16 protein-coding genes are annotated in these 21,025 nt (G+C 39.8%); 13 read left to right on the top strand and 3 right to left on the bottom strand.

The window, feature by feature from the left end; all coding sequences use genetic code 11:
* The first annotated feature begins 137 nt into the window (after window positions 1-137).
* From HDF25_RS17425 to HDF25_RS17395, 7 genes are all read left to right on the top strand, one after another.
* On the top strand, window positions 138-1,475 hold the full coding sequence (locus tag HDF25_RS17425; RefSeq protein ID WP_184627070.1) for an OmpA family protein: 1,338 nt from the start codon (window positions 138-140) through the stop codon (window positions 1,473-1,475).
* 304 nt (window positions 1,476-1,779) lie between these two features.
* Entirely contained in the window at window positions 1,780-2,238 is a 459-nt protein-coding gene (locus HDF25_RS17420; protein WP_184627068.1) for a MarR family winged helix-turn-helix transcriptional regulator, read from the top strand.
* Window positions 2,219-4,624: a 3-hydroxyacyl-CoA dehydrogenase NAD-binding domain-containing protein gene (locus tag HDF25_RS17415; RefSeq protein ID WP_184627349.1), complete on the top strand. Its 2,406-nt coding sequence runs from the start codon at window positions 2,219-2,221 to the stop codon at window positions 4,622-4,624. Before HDF25_RS17420 ends, HDF25_RS17415 begins: the two co-directional genes overlap by 20 nt.
* Window positions 4,625-4,654: 30 nt before the next feature.
* Window positions 4,655-5,833 (top strand): acetyl-CoA C-acyltransferase, encoded by a 1,179-nt coding sequence (locus HDF25_RS17410; RefSeq protein ID WP_184627066.1) that lies wholly within the window; start codon window positions 4,655-4,657, stop codon window positions 5,831-5,833.
* A gap of 13 nt (window positions 5,834-5,846) precedes the next feature.
* Window positions 5,847-7,637 carry an acyl-CoA dehydrogenase family protein gene (locus HDF25_RS17405; protein ID WP_184627064.1) on the top strand — a complete coding sequence of 597 codons (1,791 nt, stop codon included), beginning with the start codon at window positions 5,847-5,849 and terminating at the stop codon, window positions 7,635-7,637.
* Between the two features lie 111 nt (window positions 7,638-7,748).
* A complete protein-coding gene (locus HDF25_RS17400; protein ID WP_184627062.1) occupies window positions 7,749-8,300 on the top strand; it encodes an FKBP-type peptidyl-prolyl cis-trans isomerase in 552 nt (183 codons plus the stop codon).
* Window positions 8,301-8,303: 3 nt separating this feature from the next.
* Entirely contained in the window at window positions 8,304-9,218 is a 915-nt protein-coding gene (locus tag HDF25_RS17395; RefSeq protein ID WP_184627060.1) for an FKBP-type peptidyl-prolyl cis-trans isomerase, read from the top strand.
* Between the two features lie 13 nt (window positions 9,219-9,231).
* Here HDF25_RS17395 and HDF25_RS17390 read toward each other — a convergent pair whose 3' ends face one another.
* Window positions 9,232-10,536, bottom strand: coding sequence for a cryptochrome/photolyase family protein (locus HDF25_RS17390; RefSeq protein WP_184627058.1), 1,305 nt, complete (start codon window positions 10,534-10,536; stop codon window positions 9,232-9,234).
* Window positions 10,533-11,441, bottom strand: coding sequence for a TIGR01777 family oxidoreductase (locus HDF25_RS17385; protein WP_184627056.1), 909 nt, complete (start codon window positions 11,439-11,441; stop codon window positions 10,533-10,535). The genes HDF25_RS17390 and HDF25_RS17385 overlap by 4 nt, the downstream gene beginning before the upstream one ends.
* A gap of 202 nt (window positions 11,442-11,643) precedes the next feature.
* Here HDF25_RS17385 and HDF25_RS17380 point away from each other — a divergent pair, with 202 nt between their 5' ends.
* The 6 genes from HDF25_RS17380 (at window position 11,644) to HDF25_RS17355 (ending at window position 20,182) form a co-directional block, all read left to right on the top strand.
* Window positions 11,644-12,894, top strand: coding sequence for a DASH family cryptochrome (locus tag HDF25_RS17380; RefSeq protein WP_184627053.1), 1,251 nt, complete (start codon window positions 11,644-11,646; stop codon window positions 12,892-12,894).
* A gap of 105 nt (window positions 12,895-12,999) precedes the next feature.
* Complete coding sequence (locus HDF25_RS17375) at window positions 13,000-13,878, top strand: MerR family transcriptional regulator (protein WP_317618213.1); 879 nt, start codon at window positions 13,000-13,002, stop codon at window positions 13,876-13,878.
* Window positions 13,879-13,932: 54 nt separating this feature from the next.
* Window positions 13,933-16,731 carry a 2-oxoglutarate dehydrogenase E1 component gene (locus HDF25_RS17370; protein WP_184627049.1) on the top strand — a complete coding sequence of 933 codons (2,799 nt, stop codon included), beginning with the start codon at window positions 13,933-13,935 and terminating at the stop codon, window positions 16,729-16,731.
* Window positions 16,732-16,751: 20 nt separating this feature from the next.
* A complete protein-coding gene (odhB, locus tag HDF25_RS17365; protein WP_184627047.1) occupies window positions 16,752-17,972 on the top strand; it encodes a 2-oxoglutarate dehydrogenase complex dihydrolipoyllysine-residue succinyltransferase in 1,221 nt (406 codons plus the stop codon).
* Window positions 17,973-18,098: 126 nt separating this feature from the next.
* The gene (locus HDF25_RS17360; RefSeq protein WP_184627045.1) at window positions 18,099-18,995 is read left to right on the top strand and encodes a hypothetical protein; all 897 of its coding nucleotides are present in this window, start codon (window positions 18,099-18,101) and stop codon (window positions 18,993-18,995) included.
* Window positions 18,996-19,180: 185 nt separating this feature from the next.
* On the top strand, window positions 19,181-20,182 hold the full coding sequence (locus tag HDF25_RS17355) for a hypothetical protein (RefSeq protein WP_184627043.1): 1,002 nt from the start codon (window positions 19,181-19,183) through the stop codon (window positions 20,180-20,182).
* 71 nt (window positions 20,183-20,253) lie between these two features.
* Here the strand turns inward: HDF25_RS17355 and HDF25_RS17350 are convergent, their stop codons facing one another.
* On the bottom strand, window positions 20,254-20,979 hold the full coding sequence (locus HDF25_RS17350; protein WP_184627041.1) for a head GIN domain-containing protein: 726 nt from the start codon (window positions 20,977-20,979) through the stop codon (window positions 20,254-20,256).
* Window positions 20,980-21,025: the final 46 nt, after the last annotated feature.

The following is a 21,025-nucleotide window of genomic DNA, read 5'->3' as shown; positions in this document are numbered from 1 at the left end:
CAGGTTTTGCTTCGATAAAACTACAGTTTATGAAGAAAAACCTGCTTTACAGAGGTTCAGGAAGGCATAAACTAATTGGTATAGATATTGCTTAAGTATCAAAAAATACCAGAACTATTTTTTATTAAACATATATTATGAAACAAAAATTATTTAAAAGTTTGCCGGTAGCAATAGCTGCCCTTTTTATTGGTGGTGCTGCCCAAGCTCAGGAACAACCAGTAAGTAATGCTGCACAACAGTTCAGTACTTGGTCTATCGGTGTAAACGCTGGTGTTTTAACACCAACTTCTCCACTAGGTGGCCACAATGATTTTTCAGAAAACAAATCTAGCTTTGGTTACGGTCTGTATATCAAAAAACAATTTACTCCATACTTCTCTTTAAGATTAGACGGAATCAGAGGTAAATTGAAAGGCGATAACTCGAAATCATACAATGACGGTAAAGGTCCTGCTATCATCGGCGGAAATACTGCTTTCAAAACTGATTTGAATTATGCTGCAAGTTTAAATGCTGAAGTTAACATCTTCAACATCGATATGTTCAGAAAACAAGATGCATTACAATTATATGTATCTGGTGGTGCTGGTTTAGCTGGTTACAAACCAACTGTAACTACTGCTGGTGGTGCATCTGTACAATATCCAAAAAATGTAAAAGAATTGATCATTCCTGTAGGAATTGGTGCTAAATTCAAAGTTTCTGAAAAAGTTAATTTTGATTTAGGCTGGTCAGTTTATTTTGTTGATGGTGATAACCTGGATGGTACTTACCGTTCAACTAACCACAGCGATAAATTCAACTATGCTCACGCAGGTTTAGAATTTGCTTTAGGAAAAGGAAAACAATTAGCTTTCAGCAATCCGGTAGCAGCTACTTATGACGAAGCTCTTCAGGCTAAAAACCTTGCTAATTCTTTAAAAAGCGACTTAGATGCTCAGAAATCTGAAAACGCTAAATTAAGAACTGAAATGGCTGACTTATTAAAAGATTCAGACGGTGATGGTGTTGCTGATAAATTGGATAAATGTCCTAACACTCCAGCTGGAACAGTTGTTGATGGTTCTGGATGTCCATTAGTTGCTCCTGCTCCAATCGTTACTGAAAAAGTAATCGTTACTGAAGCGGATCGTAAAGTTGTTAAACAAGCGATTAAAGACTTAGAATTTGATTTAGCAAAAGCTACTATCAGAGCTAAATCTTACCCATCATTAAACCGTGTTGCTAACTTATTAGTAACTAAAAACTTCAGCTTGAAATTAGCGGGTCATACAGATAACACTGGTTCAGCTGATCTGAACATGAGATTATCTAAAGACAGAGCTGAGTCAGTTAAAGCTTACTTAGTTTCTCAAGGTGCTAATGCATCTAGAATCGAAGCTACTGGTTACGGTAAAAACCAACCAATTGCAACTAACAAAACTGCAGCTGGTCGTCAGAAAAACAGAAGAGTAGAATTTACTTTATACTAGTCTGAAACCATTTTAGCAAAAGCCGCCAGGGTCAATCCTGGCGGCTTTTTTTGTGATCTTTTTTTCATCAGTATATAATTGTTTTCTCAGTAGTGTTTATTGTTTGTTTTGTCTTCGAGCTGCCTTCGGCGGTTTTAGCGGTTATGAAGCTATCCTAATTTTGATCTGTATTGATATTTTTATTTGTATCAATGAGCTCGCAAGCTCGGTTCATTTCGTGTTGTAATGAGATTTGAAAAATCATGATAGTTTCTTGGATACCAGTTTTTTATTCTTTAGCTTTGTTATGCAAGCATAGTAATTAATGAAACAACAGGAAACAATAGATTATTTATTAAAAGTCGTTTGGCAGAACATGTCAAATACCTATAATCAGATCGCATCGGGCTTTGGAATTACTCAAGCTATTGGTTATGTGCTGATTAATATCGATCAGGATGGTACTGCAGTCTCTCAGCTTGCCGGACTACTAGGGGTGAAAGCAACTAGCTTATCCAGGATGTTAAACAATATGGAAGAATCGGGATTAATATACAGGGAGGCATCGTCCGGAGATAAAAGATCGGTGAAAGTTTTTCTGACGGACTACGGAAGAGAGAAACGGCAGCTGGCCAAAGGAGTGGTTCGTTCCTTCAATGAGTATCTGAATAATCATTTGACAGTACCAGAAAAGAACAACCTGGTACAAACTCTACAAAAACTAAATAAACTCACTTTAGCATATACAGTAACTACAGGAAATGATGAACAAAAAGATAAATAAAGTAGCGGTATTAGGCTCCGGTATCATGGGCTCACGCATTGCTTGTCACTTTGCGAATATAGGTGTAGAAGTATTGTTGTTAGATATTGCGCCGAAAGAACTTAGCCCTGAGGAAACAGCGAAAGGGTTAACGCTGGATCATCCGGCGGTCAGGAACCGTATCGTTAATGCAGCATTACAAAATGCCATTAAAACCAATCCTTCTCCGGTTTACACTAAAAAAGTAGTCAATAAGATTACGACAGGGAATTTTGATACTGATATGTCAAAAATTGCCGGCGTAGACTGGATTATTGAAGTTGTAGTGGAAAATCTTGATATTAAGAAAAAGGTATTTGAACAGGTTGAGCAATTCCGCAAAGCGGGGACGCTGATTACCTCCAATACATCAGGAATTCCTATACATTTAATGACTGAAGGAAGAAGTGAAGACTTTAAGGCAAACTTCTGCGGAACACACTTCTTTAATCCGCCGCGTTATCTGCGTTTACTGGAAATTATTCCAACTCCTCATACTAAACCTGAGCTGGTAGATTTTCTGATGCATTATGGAGACAAATTTTTAGGTAAAACTACAGTTTTATGTAAAGATACTCCGGCTTTCATTGCAAACAGGGTAGGTGTATATTCTATGATGGCTTTATTACACCTGGTTGAAAAGCTTGACCTCACTGTTGAAGAAGTTGATAAGTTTACCGGGCCTGCATTAGGCAGACCAAAATCGGCTACTTTCCGTACTTCTGATGTGGTAGGTCTGGATACTATGATTAAGGTGTCTAAAGGATTATTTGATAACTGTCCTGAGGATAAAGCCCACGAGTTATTCAGACTTCCTGACTATGTAGTCAAAATGGAAGAAAATAAATGGCTGGGTGATAAAACGAAACAGGGTTTCTATAAAAAAACAAAAACTGCTGACGGTAAAACAGAAATTTTAGCGCTTGATCTGAAAACGATGGAATACCGTCCTCAGGAAAAAGTTAAATCTGCTACACTGGACCTGACCAAACCTATTGAGAATGTCAGAGACAGGATGAAGGTCTTCGCTGCTGGTAAGGATAAAGCTGCTGAGGTATTCAGACATTCTTTCTTTGGACTGTTTGAATATGTATCGGACAGAATTCCGGAAATAGCTGATGAATTATACAGAATTGATGATGCATTGCGTGCGGGGTTTGGATGGGATTTAGGGCCATTTGAAGTTTGGGATGCCGTAGGTATTAAAGAATCACTGGAAGGCATGAAAAAGTATGGGCATGAAGCTGCTGCCTGGGTTCATGAGATGCTTGCTGCTGGTCATACATCATTTTATAAAGTGGAGGATGGCGTTAAAAAATATTACGATATCCCATCTAAAAGCTATAAGGCATTACCAGGTGCCGACTCATTTATTATCCTGGATAATATCCGTACAACTAAAACGATCTGGAAAAACTCAGGTGCATCTATTCTTGATTTAGGTGATGGAATTTTGAATGTAGAGTTTCACTCTAAAATGAATACTATCGGTGGTGACACGCTTCAGGCGATTAATAAAGCTATAGATCTTGCTGAAAAAGATTACAGAGGTGTGGTTATTGGTAATGATGGTGCGAACTTCTCGGCTGGTGCGAATGTCGGAATGATTTTCATGATGGCTGTTGAGCAGGAATGGGATGAATTAAACCTGGCTATCCGGACTTTCCAGAATACTTCGATGAGAATCAGATATTCTTCTATTCCGGTTGTAGTTGCTCCTCATAATCTGACCTTAGGTGGTGGATGTGAATTCAGCCTGCATGCAGATCATGTGCAGCTAAATGCAGAAACCTATATGGGATTGGTAGAATTTGGTGTGGGTGTTATTCCTGGCGGCGGAGGTACTAAAGAATTTGCTTTACGTGCTTCGGACGAATATAAGGATGACCAGATTGTTCAGAACGTGTTAAAAGACCGTTTCCTGACGATTGGAATGGCAAAAGTATCTACTTCAGCTCTGGAAGCATTTGAGCTGGGCTATCTGCAAAAAGATAAATTTTCGGTTACTATGAACCGGAGCAGGTTAATTGCTGATGCTAAAGCAAAGGCTATTGAGCTTGCTGATGCAGGTTATACCCAGCCTGTAAGAAGAAATGACATCAGGGTATTAGGGAAACAAGGACTGGGAATCGTATATGCAGGTGCTAATACTATGTATTCAGGTCATTATATCTCTGAACATGATAAGAAGATTTCAGAAAAATTGGGTTATGTAATGTGCGGGGGTGATTTGTCATCTCCTACGGAAGTAACAGAGCAGTATTTGCTGGATCTGGAAAGAGAGGCTTTCCTTTCCCTTTGTGGTGAAAGGAAAACTTTGGAACGAATTCAGAGTATTGTGACTAAGGGTAAGGCACTTCGTAATTAATCGTTGGATTTTTATTAAAAATATAAAGACATGCAAGAAGCATATATCATAGCAGGATTACGTACAGCAGTTGGTAAAGCACCACGAGGCGTATTCCGTTTTACCAGGGCCGATGATCTGGCTGCAGATGTAATCAGACAATTAGTGGCCTCAGTACCTAATCTGGATAAAGAACAAATAGATGATGTCATTGTTGGAAATGCGACACCAGAAGCTGAGCAGGGCCTGAATATAGGCCGTATGGTTTCTTTGATGGGACTGGATACAGATAAGGTTCCGGGTGTTACCGTAAACAGATATTGTGCATCTGGTTTGGAAACTATAGCTACTGCAGTAGCAAAAATTAAAAGCGGAATGGCCGACTGTATTATTGCCGGCGGTGTAGAGGTCATGTCAGGTATGCCATTCGGTGGCTGGAAAGTGGTTCCTAATTTTGAAGTAGCTAAAAAGAACCCTGATTGGTACTGGGGAATGGGGTTAACTGCTGAAGCTGTAGCGAATGAATATAAAGTAAGCAGGGAGGACCAGGATGAATTTGCTTTCAAATCCAATATGAAAGCTGTGGAAGCGATAAAAAATGGTCATTTGAAAGCTGGTGTTGCACCGATCACTGTTACGGAGAACTACCTGGATGGTCAGATGAAAAAGAAAACAAGGAATTATGTGGTGGATACAGATGAAGGACCGCGTGCGGATACCACTCTGGATAAGCTGGCTAAACTAAAACCGGTTTTTGCCGCTGATGGAAGTGTGACTGCAGGAAACTCTTCTCAGACTTCAGATGGGGCGGCTTTTGTAATTGTGGTATCAGAAAGTAAACTTAAAGAGCTGGGCATTGATCCGATTGCACGCCTGGTAAGTTATGGCGTAAAAGGTGTACCCCCAAGAATCATGGGAATAGGTCCTATTGAAGCTATTCCTCTGGCTTTAAAGAAAGCAGGGTTGACTTTAGAACAGATGGATCTGATCGAACTGAATGAGGCTTTTGCTTCGCAGTCACTGGCTGTTGTCAGGACCCTTGGAATCAATCCTGATATTGTCAATGTGAATGGAGGGGCGATCGCTCTTGGACACCCGCTGGGCTGTACCGGTGCAAAACTTTCCGTACAGTTATTCCATGAGCTGAAACGCAGAAATGGTAAATACGGAATGGTGACAATGTGTGTGGGTAGCGGGCAGGGTGCTGCCGGTATTTTTGAACTACTATAATTTAAAGACTAACATGGAAACTACAGACAAAACAAAAGTAAAAGGTGGCGAGTTTTTAATAAAGGAAACCACATACCAGGATGTATTTATTCCTGAGGAATTTGACGAAGAGCAACAGATGATCGCCCAAACCTGCAGGGATTTCCTGACAGCAGAAGTGTATCCGAACCTGGAGCGTATTGATAAAATGGAAGAAGGCTTAATGCAGTCGCTGGTGACTAAAGCTGGTGAACTGGGTATCCTGGGTGTTTCTATTCCTGAAGAATACGGTGGTTATGGTAAAAACTTCAATACCTCTATGCTTGTTGCTGATGTAATTGGTGCTGGCCATTCGTTTGCAGTTGCTTTATCAGCACATACCGGGATTGGTACTTTGCCAATTTTATATTATGGAAATGAAGAGCAGAAAGCGAAATATATACCTAAACTAGGCTCAGGTGAGTGGAAAGCTGCTTATTGCCTGACAGAGCCTAACTCAGGATCTGATGCAAATTCAGGTAAAACCAAAGCTAAGTTATCCGCAGATGGTAAACACTATGTGATTAACGGTCAGAAAATGTGGATCACAAACGGTGGTTTTGCAGATATCTTTATTGTTTTTGCAAAAATTGATGATGATAAAAACCTGACTGCATTTATCGTAGAGCGTGCGTTTGGAGGTGTCACCATGAACCCTGAAGAACATAAAATGGGTATCAAAGGATCATCTACCAGACAGGTGTTTTTCAACGATTGCCAGGTTCCGGTAGAAAACATGCTGTCAGAACGTGAAAATGGATTCAAGATCGCTGTTAATATTTTAAATATTGGAAGGATTAAACTGGCCGCCGCGGCTGTTGGTGCTTCAAAAGCTGTAATCAGCACTGCGGTCAATTATTCTAATGAGCGTATCCAGTTTGAACGTCAGATTTCTAAATACGGTGCCATCCGTTTTAAACTGGCCGAAATGGCAACAAAAGTTTATGCGGTTGAGTCGGCTAATTATCGTGCCGGTCAGAATATTGACGATGCCTATGAAACTTTAGTTGCTGGCGGGATGGATCAGAGTAAAGCTAAACTGAAGTCTACGGAGCAATTTGCTGTAGAATGTGCAATTCTGAAAGTCTGGGGTTCTGAAGCTTTGGATTATGTGGTAGATGAAGGTGTTCAGATTTATGGTGGTATGGGCTTCTCTGCTGATGCACCGATGGACAGAGCCTACCGTGATGCTAGGATTAACAGAATCTTTGAAGGTACAAATGAAATCAACAGGTTGTTAACTGTTGATATGATGTTGAAAAGAGCCATGAAAGGTGAACTCGACTTAATGACGCCGGCTACAGCTGTGGCTGCCGAACTGATGTCTATCCCTGATTTTGGTGAGGAGGATGACACTCTTTTTGCAGCAGAAAAGAAAATTATTAAGAATCTGAAAAAAGCGACTTTAATGGTTGCAGGTGCCGCAGTTCAGAAACTGATGTTGAGCTTGTCTAAAGAACAGGAGATTCTGATGAATATTGCAGATATGGCCAGTTACGTATATGTGGCCGAATCTGTTATGTTAAGAACTGAAAAACTAGTGAGTTTAAGGGGTGCTGAAGCTTGTGAAGGGCAGTTAAACATGATGCGTATCTATTTTGTCGAAGCAGTTGACGCTTTACAGAAAGCCGGAAAAGAAGCTTTATGGGCTTTTGCCGAAGGAGATGAACAGCGTATGATGCTGGTAGGGTTGAAAAGGTTTACGAAAGTAGAGCCATTTAATGTAAAGGATGCCCGTCAGAAAGTTGCACAGCAACTGATTGCCGCAAATAAATATTGTTTCTAATAACCAATAATTTTTTAAAAGCGCCCCCGGACCGGAGGGCGCTTTTTTTTGTATTTGTTAAAATTGGTTAAATATTGTGCCATCCCTAATAAAAGACTATTTTTGTGCAATATGTTGAAAAGCAAATCTCTATTGTTGATTATTGTAGTGGCATGTTTTTTTGCAGCTTGTAAAACGGGACCTGCTTATGACAAGGCCACACAGTTTGCTATTGATGAGGCTTTGATTCAACATTATGTAGATTCTCTGAAATTACCAATGACGAAATCGCCTGAGGGATTATATTATCAGGTCATCAACCAGGGAGGAGCGAAGGTTACTATTGATCCTGCTCTTGACACGGTGCAGGTACGTTATATCGGCAGAGTAATGAATAGCGGAGTGTTATATGATTCAACGGCGACATTAGTGGATAGTCTGGCGACCAAATTTGTTCTCAATACCGCGATAGAGGGCTGGCAGAGAGGTATCCCGTTGATTGGTCCGGGAGGGCAGATCAGATTGATCGTCCCTTCGACAATGGCGTATCAGAACGTAGTAGTCAGTGCTTTACCAGCTGCAAATGGTACATCAGTTTTTTTACCTGCAAATACAATACTTGATTTCAATATCAGATATATTAAATTATTCAAATACAAAAAACCACAAGTCCAACCACAATAAACAATGCTTAAAAAGTTATCACAATTTGCTCTTGCCTTGATTGGCTTAACTGTCCTTTTTAGTTCTTGTAAAAAGGATTATGAATCTATTCAAAGTGTAGACACCAAGAAGATTCAGGACTATATTACGGCAAATAACCTGACCGTTATTCCGGATTCGGCTGCTACTGGTTACTTTTATCAGATTAAAACCGCGGGAACGGGAACGGCTAATTTTAAACTGACAGATTCTGTACTGTATCAGTTAACTGTTAAAGGACTGGAAAATGGTACAGTTTACTGGGAAACACCTTCAACAGCGAATTTGGGTACGTATGTTGGCTATACAAATGGATTGATTTCCACTGACGCAACGATAGCAAGTATATCTGTCCCGGCAATCCGCGATGTGATGTTAAAACTTAAACCAGGAGGTTCTGCAAGAATTTTACTGCCATCGTATTTAGCTTATGGCAAAAATGGTTCGGGAGGTGTTCCATCAAATGAGAATATTGATTTGTTGGTTTCCACTTTCCCGGAAAAAGTACAGCAGACTCTTGATGACCGTCTGATTAATGACTTTATTAAAAAGAATAGTCTAACGATGACTAAGGATCCGTCAAGAGTTTATTACAGTATATCTACTCCGGGAACGGGTGTGGGAGGGGCGATAACGATGAGCTCAACCTTAGTTATAAATTATACCGGCCGTTATCTGGATGGTACAGTATTCCAGACTAATGTAGCTGGTACCTTCACTTCAACACTGGCTTCACTGGTTAAAGGCTGGGGTGCTGTTATTCCGGGAAAAATAACTGCCGGAGGTAAAATGCGCATACTCATTCCTTCTGATCTTGGTTACGGATCAACATTGAGCAATGGAATTCCAGGAAACTCGGTTTTAGATTTCGATATCGAGATCGTAAGTGTGGCCAACTAGAAAATAATAACTCTTATTCTTTAAGAGCAGCACCATATACCCGGAGAATCCGTTCTCTTGCAAAAGCATGTTCAACTATAGGCTGAACATGCTTTTCTTGTTTATATTCAGGTGCCCACCGAAAGATATATTCATTCCCGGGATCAAACTTCTTTGCTTGTAATTCAGGATTAAATATTCTGAAATAAGGAGCCGCATCATTACCACAACCACAGGCCCATTGCCATCCACCCACATTACTGGCCAGTTCATAATCCAAAAGCTTTTCGGCAAAATATGCTTCTCCCCATCTCCAGTCAATCAGCAGATGTTTAGTCAGGAAGCTGGCTGCGATCATCCTTACCCGGTTATGCATATAACCCGTCTGGTTTAACTGATTCATCCCGGCATCGACGATAGGATAGCCGGTTTTTCCATTTTTCCAGGCTTCAAAATCCGATAGATTATTCAGCCATCTGATTTGGTCATAAGCAGGTTTAAATGATTGCGTCAGGGTATGTGGGAAATTGGCCAGGATCATCATGTAAAAATCCCTCCAGGCTAATTCCGATAACCACTTCTCTGCGTTTGCCTGTATGGCTTTTGCAACGGCCTCTCTGATGCTGATTGTTCCGAATCTTAAATGGATACCGATATGAGTCGTTGCATCATCTGCCGGAAAATCCCGTCTTTCTTCGTATGCGGCTAATTTATCTTCGAAACTGACTGAAGGAAATTGGAGCGGTGATTCTTCAAAGCCTATTTCAGTAAGTTTGAGGAAGGGCAGAGGAGGAGTCTGGAAAAGATTTTTCTGGTACTTTTCTACAGGGTAAGCTTTCACATAAAAACTGTTGAGTTTCAGTCGCCATTGTCTGAAATAGGGGGTAAAGACCGTATAAGGTTTTCCATCTGTTTTAACGATTTCTTTTTTCTCAAATATAACCTGGTCTTTATAGGTATGAAAAGAGATGGACTCAGAACGGAGATATTCTGCAAGCGAATCATCCCGTTCCATTGCATAAGGTTCATAATCATGATTCGTATAAACAGATTTTACAGTATACGACTGAAGTATTTCCGGCCATACCTGTTCCGGAGTACCGTATTTGATTAATAAAGAAGAACCTTTTTGCTGTAATTTAGTGTTGAGCTCCTGAAGGGTACGGTAAATAAAGGTTACTCTTGGATCTTTTGGATCATGAAGATCATCCAGTATTTTACGATCAAATATAAAAAGCAGTAAAACAGGGGCATTCCCTTTCAGTGCATGATATAATGCTGCCTGATCATCCAGTCTTAGGTCTCTTCTTAACCAGCAAATGCTTATTTCTTTGTTCATGAATGGTAAATGTCCGTTAAGGCTTGTTCAAGTTCAGGGAATTTGAAAACAAATCCGCTGGATAATAATTTATGTGCAGAAGCATTTGTGCTATTGGTAACCAATGAACTCATCTCTCCTAAAACGAGTTCTAATATTTTTTCCGGGATACCAAATGGCCATACCGGGCGGTTCAATTGTCTGGCGATCGCTTTGGTCATTGCTTTATTGGTTGCAGGAATGGGTGCACAGGCATTGTAACTACCCCTTATAGAAGACTGACGGAGCGCATAAAGATAGATCTGCATCATGTCATAATGATGTATCCAGGGGATATACTGCTTGCCATTGCCGATCGGGGAACCAGCAAACAATTTCACTGGAATGGCCATGGCCTTCAATGCCCCATCGTTCTTGTCAAGTACAACGCCGGTCCTTATTTTTACTATTCTTAAGTCCAGTTCATTTCCCTGGTCAACAGCCTTCTCCCATTGGATGCAGCATTCTGCAAGGAAATCATGGCCAGGAGTGCTTTCTTCTGTCAGGAGTTCATCTCCACGATTCCCATAATAACCAATGGCAGCGGCAGAGATAAAATCTTTAACCTGGTTCTTGTTCTCTTTGAGCGTTTTGAATAAAAGCTGAGTAGATAAAACCCGGCTGTCGATAATTTCTTTTTTGCGTTGCTCCGACCATTTCCTGCTGGAGATGTTTTCTCCTGCCAGGTGTATAATACTGTCAACGCCGTTAAGGCAGCTGATATCAATTTTCTGTTTGTAAACATCCCATAGGAATATCGCTACCTGATCAATTTGCTTAGGTTTTCTGGACAGTACCGATACTTTATAGTCTTGTTTTAAAAGACTTTGTATTAAAACTTTGCCAAGCATACCAGTTGCGCCTGTAAGTAGGATATGTTGTTTCATCCGGGATAAATATTATATACATCAGTTTAAACAGACTCTTAATATCAATTGCTAAATTTAAACAGACCCTAGCGTATTTTTGTTTTTATAGCAATTTTAAGGCGAAACATTTGTTTCGCTTATGTAAATATTACTTTGCGCATTAGATGTTAGGATAAAAATGCTATATTTTTGGTGATTAACTAAATTTTTGCATAATTGAATGGAATCTAGGAAAATACTTGTCTGGTTTAGAAATGATTTGCGCTTACATGACAACGAAATGTTAGTAGAAGCGATCAGTAAGTCCGATAGTATTCTGCCTGTTTATTTTTTTGATCCCCGTCATTTCGAACATACAATTGATGAAGATGCTAGAGCAACGCACAGCAGGTTTCGGTTTTTAGTTGAAAGTGTATCCGCTTTACGTGAATCTTTAAAAAAGCTAGGTGGTAATCTGCTGATTATTTCTGGAACTCCGGAAGAACATATTGCTGCACTGACTGAGCAGTATGAGATTGCTGAGGTTTATCATCACAGAGAAGTAGCTACCGAAGAGACAACTGTTTCTTCGAATGTCGAAGATTTGTTATGGAAGCTGAGAATAAACCTGAAACATTTTATCGGGCATACGCTTTATAATAAAGAAGACCTGCCTTTCCCAATTAAAGATATTCCTGATGTTTTTTCTCAGTTTAAGAAAAAAACAGAAAGAGATGCCATCGTAAAGGACTGTTTCCTTTCTCCCGTACAAATTTCTTTTGTGGAGGCCGAAGAATGGGGTGAGCTACCCCGGTGTCCGGAAGCCTTTTCCACAATTCCGGCTGGTGGCGAAGAACAGGGAATTAAACATCTGCAGGAATTGTTCGCGGCTGGATCTGAAATATATACGAAAAGTAGTAAGGGACATGCAGCTCAGCATGTTTTCTCTTCAAAACTTTCTCCATGGCTGGCGGTAGGTTGTCTTTCTCCAAGGAAAGTGTATTGGGCGGTCAAAGAAGCCGAACAGTTATCAGGAGCTAATAGTCATTTCACACAACTGATACTAGGTTTACTCTGGAGAGATTTCTTCAGATTTATGTTTAAGAAACATAGTGCCAGTTTTTTCAGAGATACGGCAACCGGAATTGAAGCATATGAGGATACCGCAGATTATGACCTCCTTTTACAGCAATGGAAAGATGGAAATACAGGCAATCCCCTGGTCGATCAGTATATGAACGAGCTTAATCAGTCGGGTTTTATTACCCATGCAGGACGTCTGCTGGTGGCTACTTACCTGATCCATATCTTAAAATTGAACTGGATAGATGGCGCTGGTTATTTTGAGCAGCGGCTGATAGACTACTCGCCGGCGAGTAACTGGGGCAACTGGGTTAATGTAGCTTTAGGTGGAAAAGATCCGCGTTCCAAAAATACATTTGACCTCGAAAAACAAATCAAAATGCTGGATATAGAAATCCATAATAACTGATCAAATCTGGAAATTTGTCATTGTCCTGGCGCTCATATTTCGTGAGTAGATTAAACAAATAAAAAAAATAAAACATTTTTTGTTTAAGAGTTGTTGTCAGCTTACGTGAAAAGATTCTCAATCAGTGATATAGAAGGCCTTATTGGCATCAAAGCACATACTATCCGGGCATGGGAAGCCAGATATAATTTAGTCCCTCCAAAAAGAACACCTACCAATATCAGGTATTATGACGAGGAGGACCTGAAACATCTGCTTAATATTGTTACGCTCAATGAAAAAGGATATAAGATCAGTCGTATTGCCAAAATGGACAAAGCACTGATCAATGATCTTGTAATCCAGTTGCAATCAGATTTTAATAACGATACCATTCAGGTACTCCGGCTTTCGGATGCTACCTTAAAATATGATGAAACAGCTTTTGCAGAAATTTTATCCGGCTGTATTCAGGAATTAGGCCTGATCAGCACTATGGACCTTGTCCTTTTTCCCTTTATGAAGAAGGTAGGGATGTTATGGCAGACTGGAGCTATTGATCCTTCCCAGGAGCATTTTGCATCTAATCTGATCAGGGACAGAATGATTGTGGAAATTGATAAAATCGATAAACCAGAGAAAAAAGACCCCAAAAGATTTTTATTGTTCCTTCCGGAAGCAGAGATGCATGAAACAGGTCTGCTTTTTGCCCGTTATTTGTTGAAAAGATGTGGCATGGATACTTTGTACCTTGGGCAGGAGATCCCTTATCTTGACGTTAAAAAAGTGCTTGCACATTATAAGCCCGACTATGTATTTATAGTACTGACCTCTTTAAACCTGGGAAAAGACATCAATAAAATAATCACCCGGGTGATGGATCATCTCGATGTCCCTCTGCTGGTTGCGGGTAGTTTAATCTCTGAATTTGATATACTTCTTGACGATCGGCTGACACCACTAAAAAAGGTTTGTGAAATCGTAGAATTTCTTGAAGAATTATAGCTGTTTTATAAGGTAAAATCCTAATTTTGCCATACTTATACCAATTCTTAAACAATGGATAATTTATCTTATCTCAACGGCGCAAATGCCGAATACATCGATTCTATTTATCAAGCTTATAAAGAAGATCCTAATGCGGTTGAATTCGGCTGGCAGAAGTTTTTTGAAGGTTTTGATTTTGGAAGAGGAGCAGATGCTGAATCAGTCAGTGAAGCAACTCCCGAACATTTTTTAAAAGAAATTAGTGTCCTGAACCTGATCAATGGCTATCGCCAGAGAGGTCACCTGTTTACGCAGACCAATCCGGTAAGGGAAAGACGTCATCATTTACCAACTCTGGACATAGAGAATTTCGGTTTAAGCCAGGCTGACCTGGATACCGTTTTTAACTCTGGTGTGGAACTGGTAGGGCTGGGCGCTGCTAAACTGAGTGATATTGTCGCTTTCCTAAAAAGGACTTATTGCAGATCTATTGGTGCGGAATATAAATATCTCCGTACACCTGAGTTGCTGAAATGGATTGAAAACAAGATGGAGAGTGTGCAGAACACCCCTAATTTTTCGATCGAAGAGAAAAGAAGAATCCTGAAGAAGTTAAATGAGGCTGTAAGCTTTGAAAACTTTTTGGGAACTAAGTTTCTTGGACAAAAAAGATTCTCTCTGGAAGGGGCAGAAGCTTTAATCCCTGCACTGGATTCAGTAATTGAAAAAGGGTCGTCACTGGGTATTGAAGAATTTGTAATTGGTATGGCACACAGGGGACGTCTGAACGTTCTTGCCAATATCATGCAAAAGACATATAAAGATATTTTTGCTGAATTTGAGGGTAAAGGTTATAGTGCAGAATCTCCATTTGGAGGTGATGTAAAGTATCACCTGGGTTATTCTACAGATGTAACCACCAATGAAGGTAAAAGTGTTCACCTGAGTTTATGTCCTAATCCATCTCACCTTGAAACCGTAAATGGTGTGGTTGAGGGGATGACACGTTCAAAGATAGACTTTAAATATGAGGGTGATAACTCTCGTATAGCCCCTATTCTGATTCATGGTGATGCTTCGGTAGCAGGCCAGGGAATTGTTTATGAGGTTATCCAGATGGCTGGACTGGACGGATATAAAACAGGAGGTACAATCCACCTGGTGATTAACAACCAGATTGGTTTTACTACAAATTATAAAGACGGACGTACAAGTACTTATTGTACTGATATAGCAAAGGTTACACTTTCACCAGTATTCCATGTGAACGGAGATGATGTGGAAGCTTTGGTTTATGCCATTAATCTGGCTATGGAGTACCGTCAGAAATATAAAAATGATGTGTTTATCGATATTCTGTGTTATCGCAGATTTGGACATAATGAAGCAGATGAGCCTAAATTCACTCAGCCTTTATTATACAAGAGCATCGAACAACATGCTAACCCAAGAGATATCTATATCAAACAACTGATTGGTGAAGGTAAACTGGAAGCAAGTCTGGCAAAAGAAATGGAAGTTGAATTCCGTGGTATCTTGCAGGAGAGATTAAACGAAGCCAAAGAGATCACCTCTACCTATAAGGCAGTGAAATTTGCAGGTGCATGGTCAGATATGAGAATTGCAAGTGCTGAAGACTTCGTGACCTCTCCGGACACCTCAGTTAAAAAGAGCACTTTATTAGAAATTGCTAAAAGAATAAGTACTTTACCGAAAGATAAAAAGTTCTTTAAGAAGATTGAGAAATTATTTGCCGAGCGTCACAAAATGGCAGCAAGCAGTCATGTTTTTGACTGGGCAATGGGTGAACAGTTAGCTTATGCTACTTTGCTTACAGAAGGTAAAAGAGTTCGTCTGAGTGGTCAGGATGTTGAACGTGGTACTTTTTCACATCGTCATGCGGTATTAACGCTTGAAGATTCGGAAGAAGAATATATCCCGTTAAGTAATCTTTCAGATCAGCAGGCACCATTTGATATCTATAATTCACATTTATCAGAATACGGTGTTTTAGGATTTGAATATGGTTATGCGATGGCAAATCCTAATGCCCTGACTATCTGGGAAGCTCAGTTTGGTGATTTCTTTAATGGCGCACAGATTGTTGTTGACCAGTATATCGCAAGCGCTGAAACGAAATGGCAGCGTGAGAATGGATTAGTGATGTTATTACCTCATGGATATGAAGGACAGGGACCTGAGCACTCTTCTGCAAGGATCGAGCGTTTTATGGAATTATGTGCTGATTACAATATGCAGGTAACCAACTGTACAACTCCAGCCAACTTCTTCCATGCCATCCGTCGTCAGTTCAAGCGTGATTTCAGAAAACCTCTGATTGTATTCACACCAAAAAGTTTATTGCGTCATCCGATGTGTGTTTCCAAACTGGAAGAGTTCACTGAAGGAAAATTCAATGAAGTTATCGATGACGCCAATGTAAAAGCGAATGAGGTAAACAGAGTGTTGTTCTGCAGTGGTAAAATCTATTATGAATTACTGGAGAAACAACAGAGGGAACAGATCAAAAATGTTGCTATCGTACGTGTTGAACAATTATATCCTACACCATTAGCACAAATGGAAACGGTTTATAACAGATACAAAAACGCGAAAGAAGCAATCTGGGTTCAGGAAGAACCAGAAAATATGGGTGCATGGCCTTATCTGTTACGTAAAGTAAGAAAGACAGCATTCAGGGATATAGAATTGATTTCGAGAAAAGAGAGCAGCAGTACTGCAACCGGATTTGCTAAACAACATGCGGATGAGCAGGCTTCTATTCTGGCTAAATCTTTCGAGGCTAAAGTAACCGAGATAGATCAGAAAATAGCAAAGAAATCAGTGAGTAAAGCGTATAACGTAGATTAGAAAAATATAATACATCAATTATGAGTCTAGAAATAAAAGTTCCGCCAGTAGGCGAATCAATTACCGAAGTTGTTTTATCCCGTTGGGTGAAGAATGATGGTGATGCCGTAGAAATGGATGAAGTAATAGCTGAGTTAGAGTCTGATAAAGCAACTTTTGAATTAACTGCTGAGCAAGCCGGAACTTTGAAAACAGTGGCGAACGAAGGTGATACCCTGGCTATAGGTGCTGTAGTTTGTACTATCGAAACTAGTGGAGCTGCTCCAAAAGCGGCGGCGCCAGCTGCAGCAGAAAAAGCGGTTGTTAATGATGCTCAGCCAGCTGCTCCTGTAGCAGAAAGAAATGGCGAGAGTTATGCAACCGGAACTCCTTCTCCGGCGGCAGGTAAGATCCTGGCAGAAAAAGGTGTTGACGCAAGTGCTGTTAAAGGTTCTGGTGTTGATGGAAGAATCACTAAAGAGGATGCGCTTAAAGCAGAGAAACCTGCAGCAGCGAAAACTCCGGAAAAAGCAGCAGTAGTTTCAGCACCAGTTGCAGGAGCTAGAAATGAACGCAGAGAGAAAATGTCTCCATTGCGTAAAACTGTAGCTAAACGTTTAGTGGCAGTGAAAAATGAGACGGCTATGTTAACTACATTTAATGAAGTGAACATGAAGCCAATCATGGACTTACGTGGAAAATACAAAGATCAGTTTAAAGAAAAATATGGTGTTGGATTAGGTTTCATGAGCTTCTTTACAAAAGCTGTTTGTGAGGCTATGAAAGACTTCCCTGCTGTTAATGCACGCATTGATGGTGATGCTATTGTTTTTAACGATTTTGTAGATATCTCTATCGCAGTTTCTGCCCCTAAAGGACTGGTAGTTCCGATTATCAGAAATGCAGAAAGCCTGAGCCTGGCTCAGATTGAAAAATCAGTAATTGAACTGGCAACTAAAGCGAGAGACAGTAAATTGACTATTGATGAAATGACTGGCGGAACATTTACAATCACTAACGGTGGTGTATTTGGTTCGATGATGTCTACACCAATTATCAATGCCCCTCAATCTGCTATTTTAGGAATGCACAATATTATTGAGCGCCCTATTGCAGAGAAAGGTGAAGTTGTAGTTCGCCCGATGATGTATCTTGCCTTATCTTATGATCATAGAATCATTGATGGCAGAGAATCAGTAGGTTTCCTGGTAAGGGTAAAACAATTATTGGAAGATCCAGCACGTTTATTATTAGGCGTTTAAGCTGTTTAAACTATATAGAAACCTGCTATCATCAGATAGCAGGTTTTTTTTTGTCCCAAGATTCAGCCCTATGCCATTTTATTGTATTTTAATTAGATTTTAATATCATTTCGTTACTTTTACGCTGTGAAAAAAAGCTACTTATTATTATTATTTCTTGTTTTTGGTCAAAAAATCAAGGCACAGGAAAATACAACTACGAATACAACTGATAATCCGGTTAAAATCGGGAAAAGTATATTTGGTAATGAAGTAAAGCGGGATTTCTCCAGAAAAGGTGATTTCTTTGTGCATTGGGGATATAACCATTCCTGGTACGATAATAGCAACATTAATTTCAAAGGCCCGGGTTATGATTTTACCCTGAAGAATGTCGTTGCACGTGACAGACAGTCTCCGTTAAGCCTGGAATATTTAAATCCGGGTCAGATTACCACTCCGCAATACAACATTCGTGCGGGTTATTTCATCGCGGATAATTATAGTGTGTCTATCGGCTGGGATCACATGAAGTACGTAGTGGACATTCCACAAAAGGTAGCTATTACCGGTGTGATTGGTGATGAAATTTCAACCCCAGGTGTTCCTACAGGAGCTTATGCCGGAACTTATAATGGTCAGATGATCGATGTTAAATCAGATATGCTGGTCTATGAACATACCGATGGATTTAACTATGCAAATATTGAAATCGCCCGTTATGATGATATATGGGTAGCCAGAAGCAGACAGACCTCACTAACTTTAGAGACTGGTATTGGCGGTGGAATGATTGTACCAAGGACGGATGCGCATTTATTTGGTCAGGGAAGAAATAACCACTGGAATGTTGCTGGTTATGGTTTTTCTGCTGAGGCTGGATTAAAGTTCTATGTGAGTAAACATTTATATTTCCAGAATACGACTAAAGTCGGTTGGACCAAGCTGAAAACTATTCATACAACAGGTAGAAATGATTTGGACAAAGCCAGTCAGGAGATCAAATTTGTAGAAAATCTATTTGCGATAGGTTATCAGTTTTAAAAATAGATACAGGCTATATTTTAGCTGCATTTACCTAGCCCGTGAGGTAAGAAGATGCTGTTAAAATATAGCTTTTTTTGTTCTATAAGGCAATGCGACTGGTCAGGATTGTTTAATAAAAAGGTAATATAAAATAGATATAGTTATCAGATTTATAGAGGATCTTAATGCAAACCCTATGAATTATGAAAAAGTATCAATTACCAGTATGTGCTGCTTTTGTAGCAGTTTGTTTTTTTGCCTGCAATAAGGCAAATGATCATATCAATTCTGATGGCAGCTATTCAGGCGGCCGAAATTCAATAGCTTCTTTAAACGTCAATAGTACCAGCGGAGTAAAAGTGCTGGGGTCTCCGGTTGCGGAAGCAAAAATCTACAAACTGATCAAAGGTTATGATAAGGGAGATAAATTTGAAGCCAGCGGAGTACAGTTTGTAGATGGCTATTTTTATGTAGCTTGTGACAATAGTTACCAGATCGTAAAGATCAAACAAAGTCTGCCAGAAAACAGTAATGAAAACAGCCTGCTCGGATCTGGATCCGGAGATTCGAATTTTGAAGGAATTACTTATGATAACAATAATACTCCTAATTTTTTTGTAGTCGAGGAATCAGTAGCCAACGGCAATCAGTACCAGCCACGCATACGGGAGTATAATGGGAGTATGGTTTATCAGAAAAGTATTTGGGCAGACTATTACTTTACCTCCGCAAATAAAAATAAAGCATTTGAAGGAATTGCCTGGGTGTTCCGTGGTGGAGAAGATTACATCCTGGGATTAGTGGAGGGTACAGGTAAAATACCTGTACTGAAGAAAACAAGCAGTCTGTGGCAAAAAGTTGCTGAAATAACCTTACCATCTTCAGTGAGTTTCACTGACTATTCTGATATTACAGTTTCAGGGAATAAAATAGCCGTTACCTCGCAGCAGGATTCCAGGTTATGGATTGGTACCTTAAGCAGTACTGACTGGTCTGTTACCGGAGGGACAATTTATGAGTTTCCAAGGGGGAATAGTAGTGGGGTGGTTGGTGCTGGAAATAGCGTATTATATGCTAATATAGAAGGGGTATCCTTTATTAATGATAAACAGATTGTGGTTGTTTCGGATAAAGCCAAATCAGATCAGCCAGCTGAACAGAGTTATAAGGATCAGTCCATTCATATCTTTAATCTTCCACTATAAAAAACGGCAGAATATAAAAAATGGAGATATCTGTTGGATACCTCCATTTTTTATATGAATTGGATTGAAGCTTAGTTTTTGCTTACACTACCTGATCCGATAATGGTTTTTTTAACCGTTGCATTTCCGGAATAGCTAATATTTCCTGAACCGCTGATTACTGCATCAATAGTTTTATTGGCAATAATTGCAATATCAGCCGAACCACTGATTTGTGCTGATAGTGTATTTACAGTGAAGCTTTTTCCTTTGAAGTTCCCTGATCCGCTAAGCGTAATATTAGATACATCTGCTTTTCCGCTTAAACGTACATTTCCGGAACCGCTGATTACTCCTGTGAAGTTTTTAACATTGGCTGTTGCAGTAATACTTCCTGAACCACTTAAAGTAGCAGAAAGATCGGCGGTGTTAATTGCATTCTCAACTTCCATATTACCCGATCCACTCATAGTTAGTGAAGTAATCTTTTTTGCCGTAATATAAGCTGTCACCTGTGCGCGGTTGAATTTCCTTGACCAGTCATTCCATTTAGTTTTAGGTTTAATGATAAGGATGCCGTCAGTCACTTCGGCTGTAAGATTGGCTATAGCTTCCTGGTCACCTTCAAAACGAACAGATTCTTTATTGCCCAAGGTGATTTTTATAGTCAACGGTCCGCCGGCAGCAACTCCTTTGAAGTTTCCAACAGATCTTTCATCTTCAGCAAAAGAAGTACTGTGTTTAACAGCCGTAAATGAATAAAGGGCGGAACTAAAAGTTAATAAAGTCAGAATGAGTAAAATATTTATTTTTTTCATCGTTATAAGGTTTTTAGGGGTGTATATTTTTCTATAAGACCATTGA

This window comes from Pedobacter cryoconitis (assembly GCF_014207135.1).
Classification (GTDB): domain Bacteria; phylum Bacteroidota; class Bacteroidia; order Sphingobacteriales; family Sphingobacteriaceae; genus Pedobacter; species Pedobacter cryoconitis_D.
The sequence above is the reverse complement of the archived record's forward strand: the minus strand, read 5'-3'. Positions and strand labels throughout refer to the sequence as shown.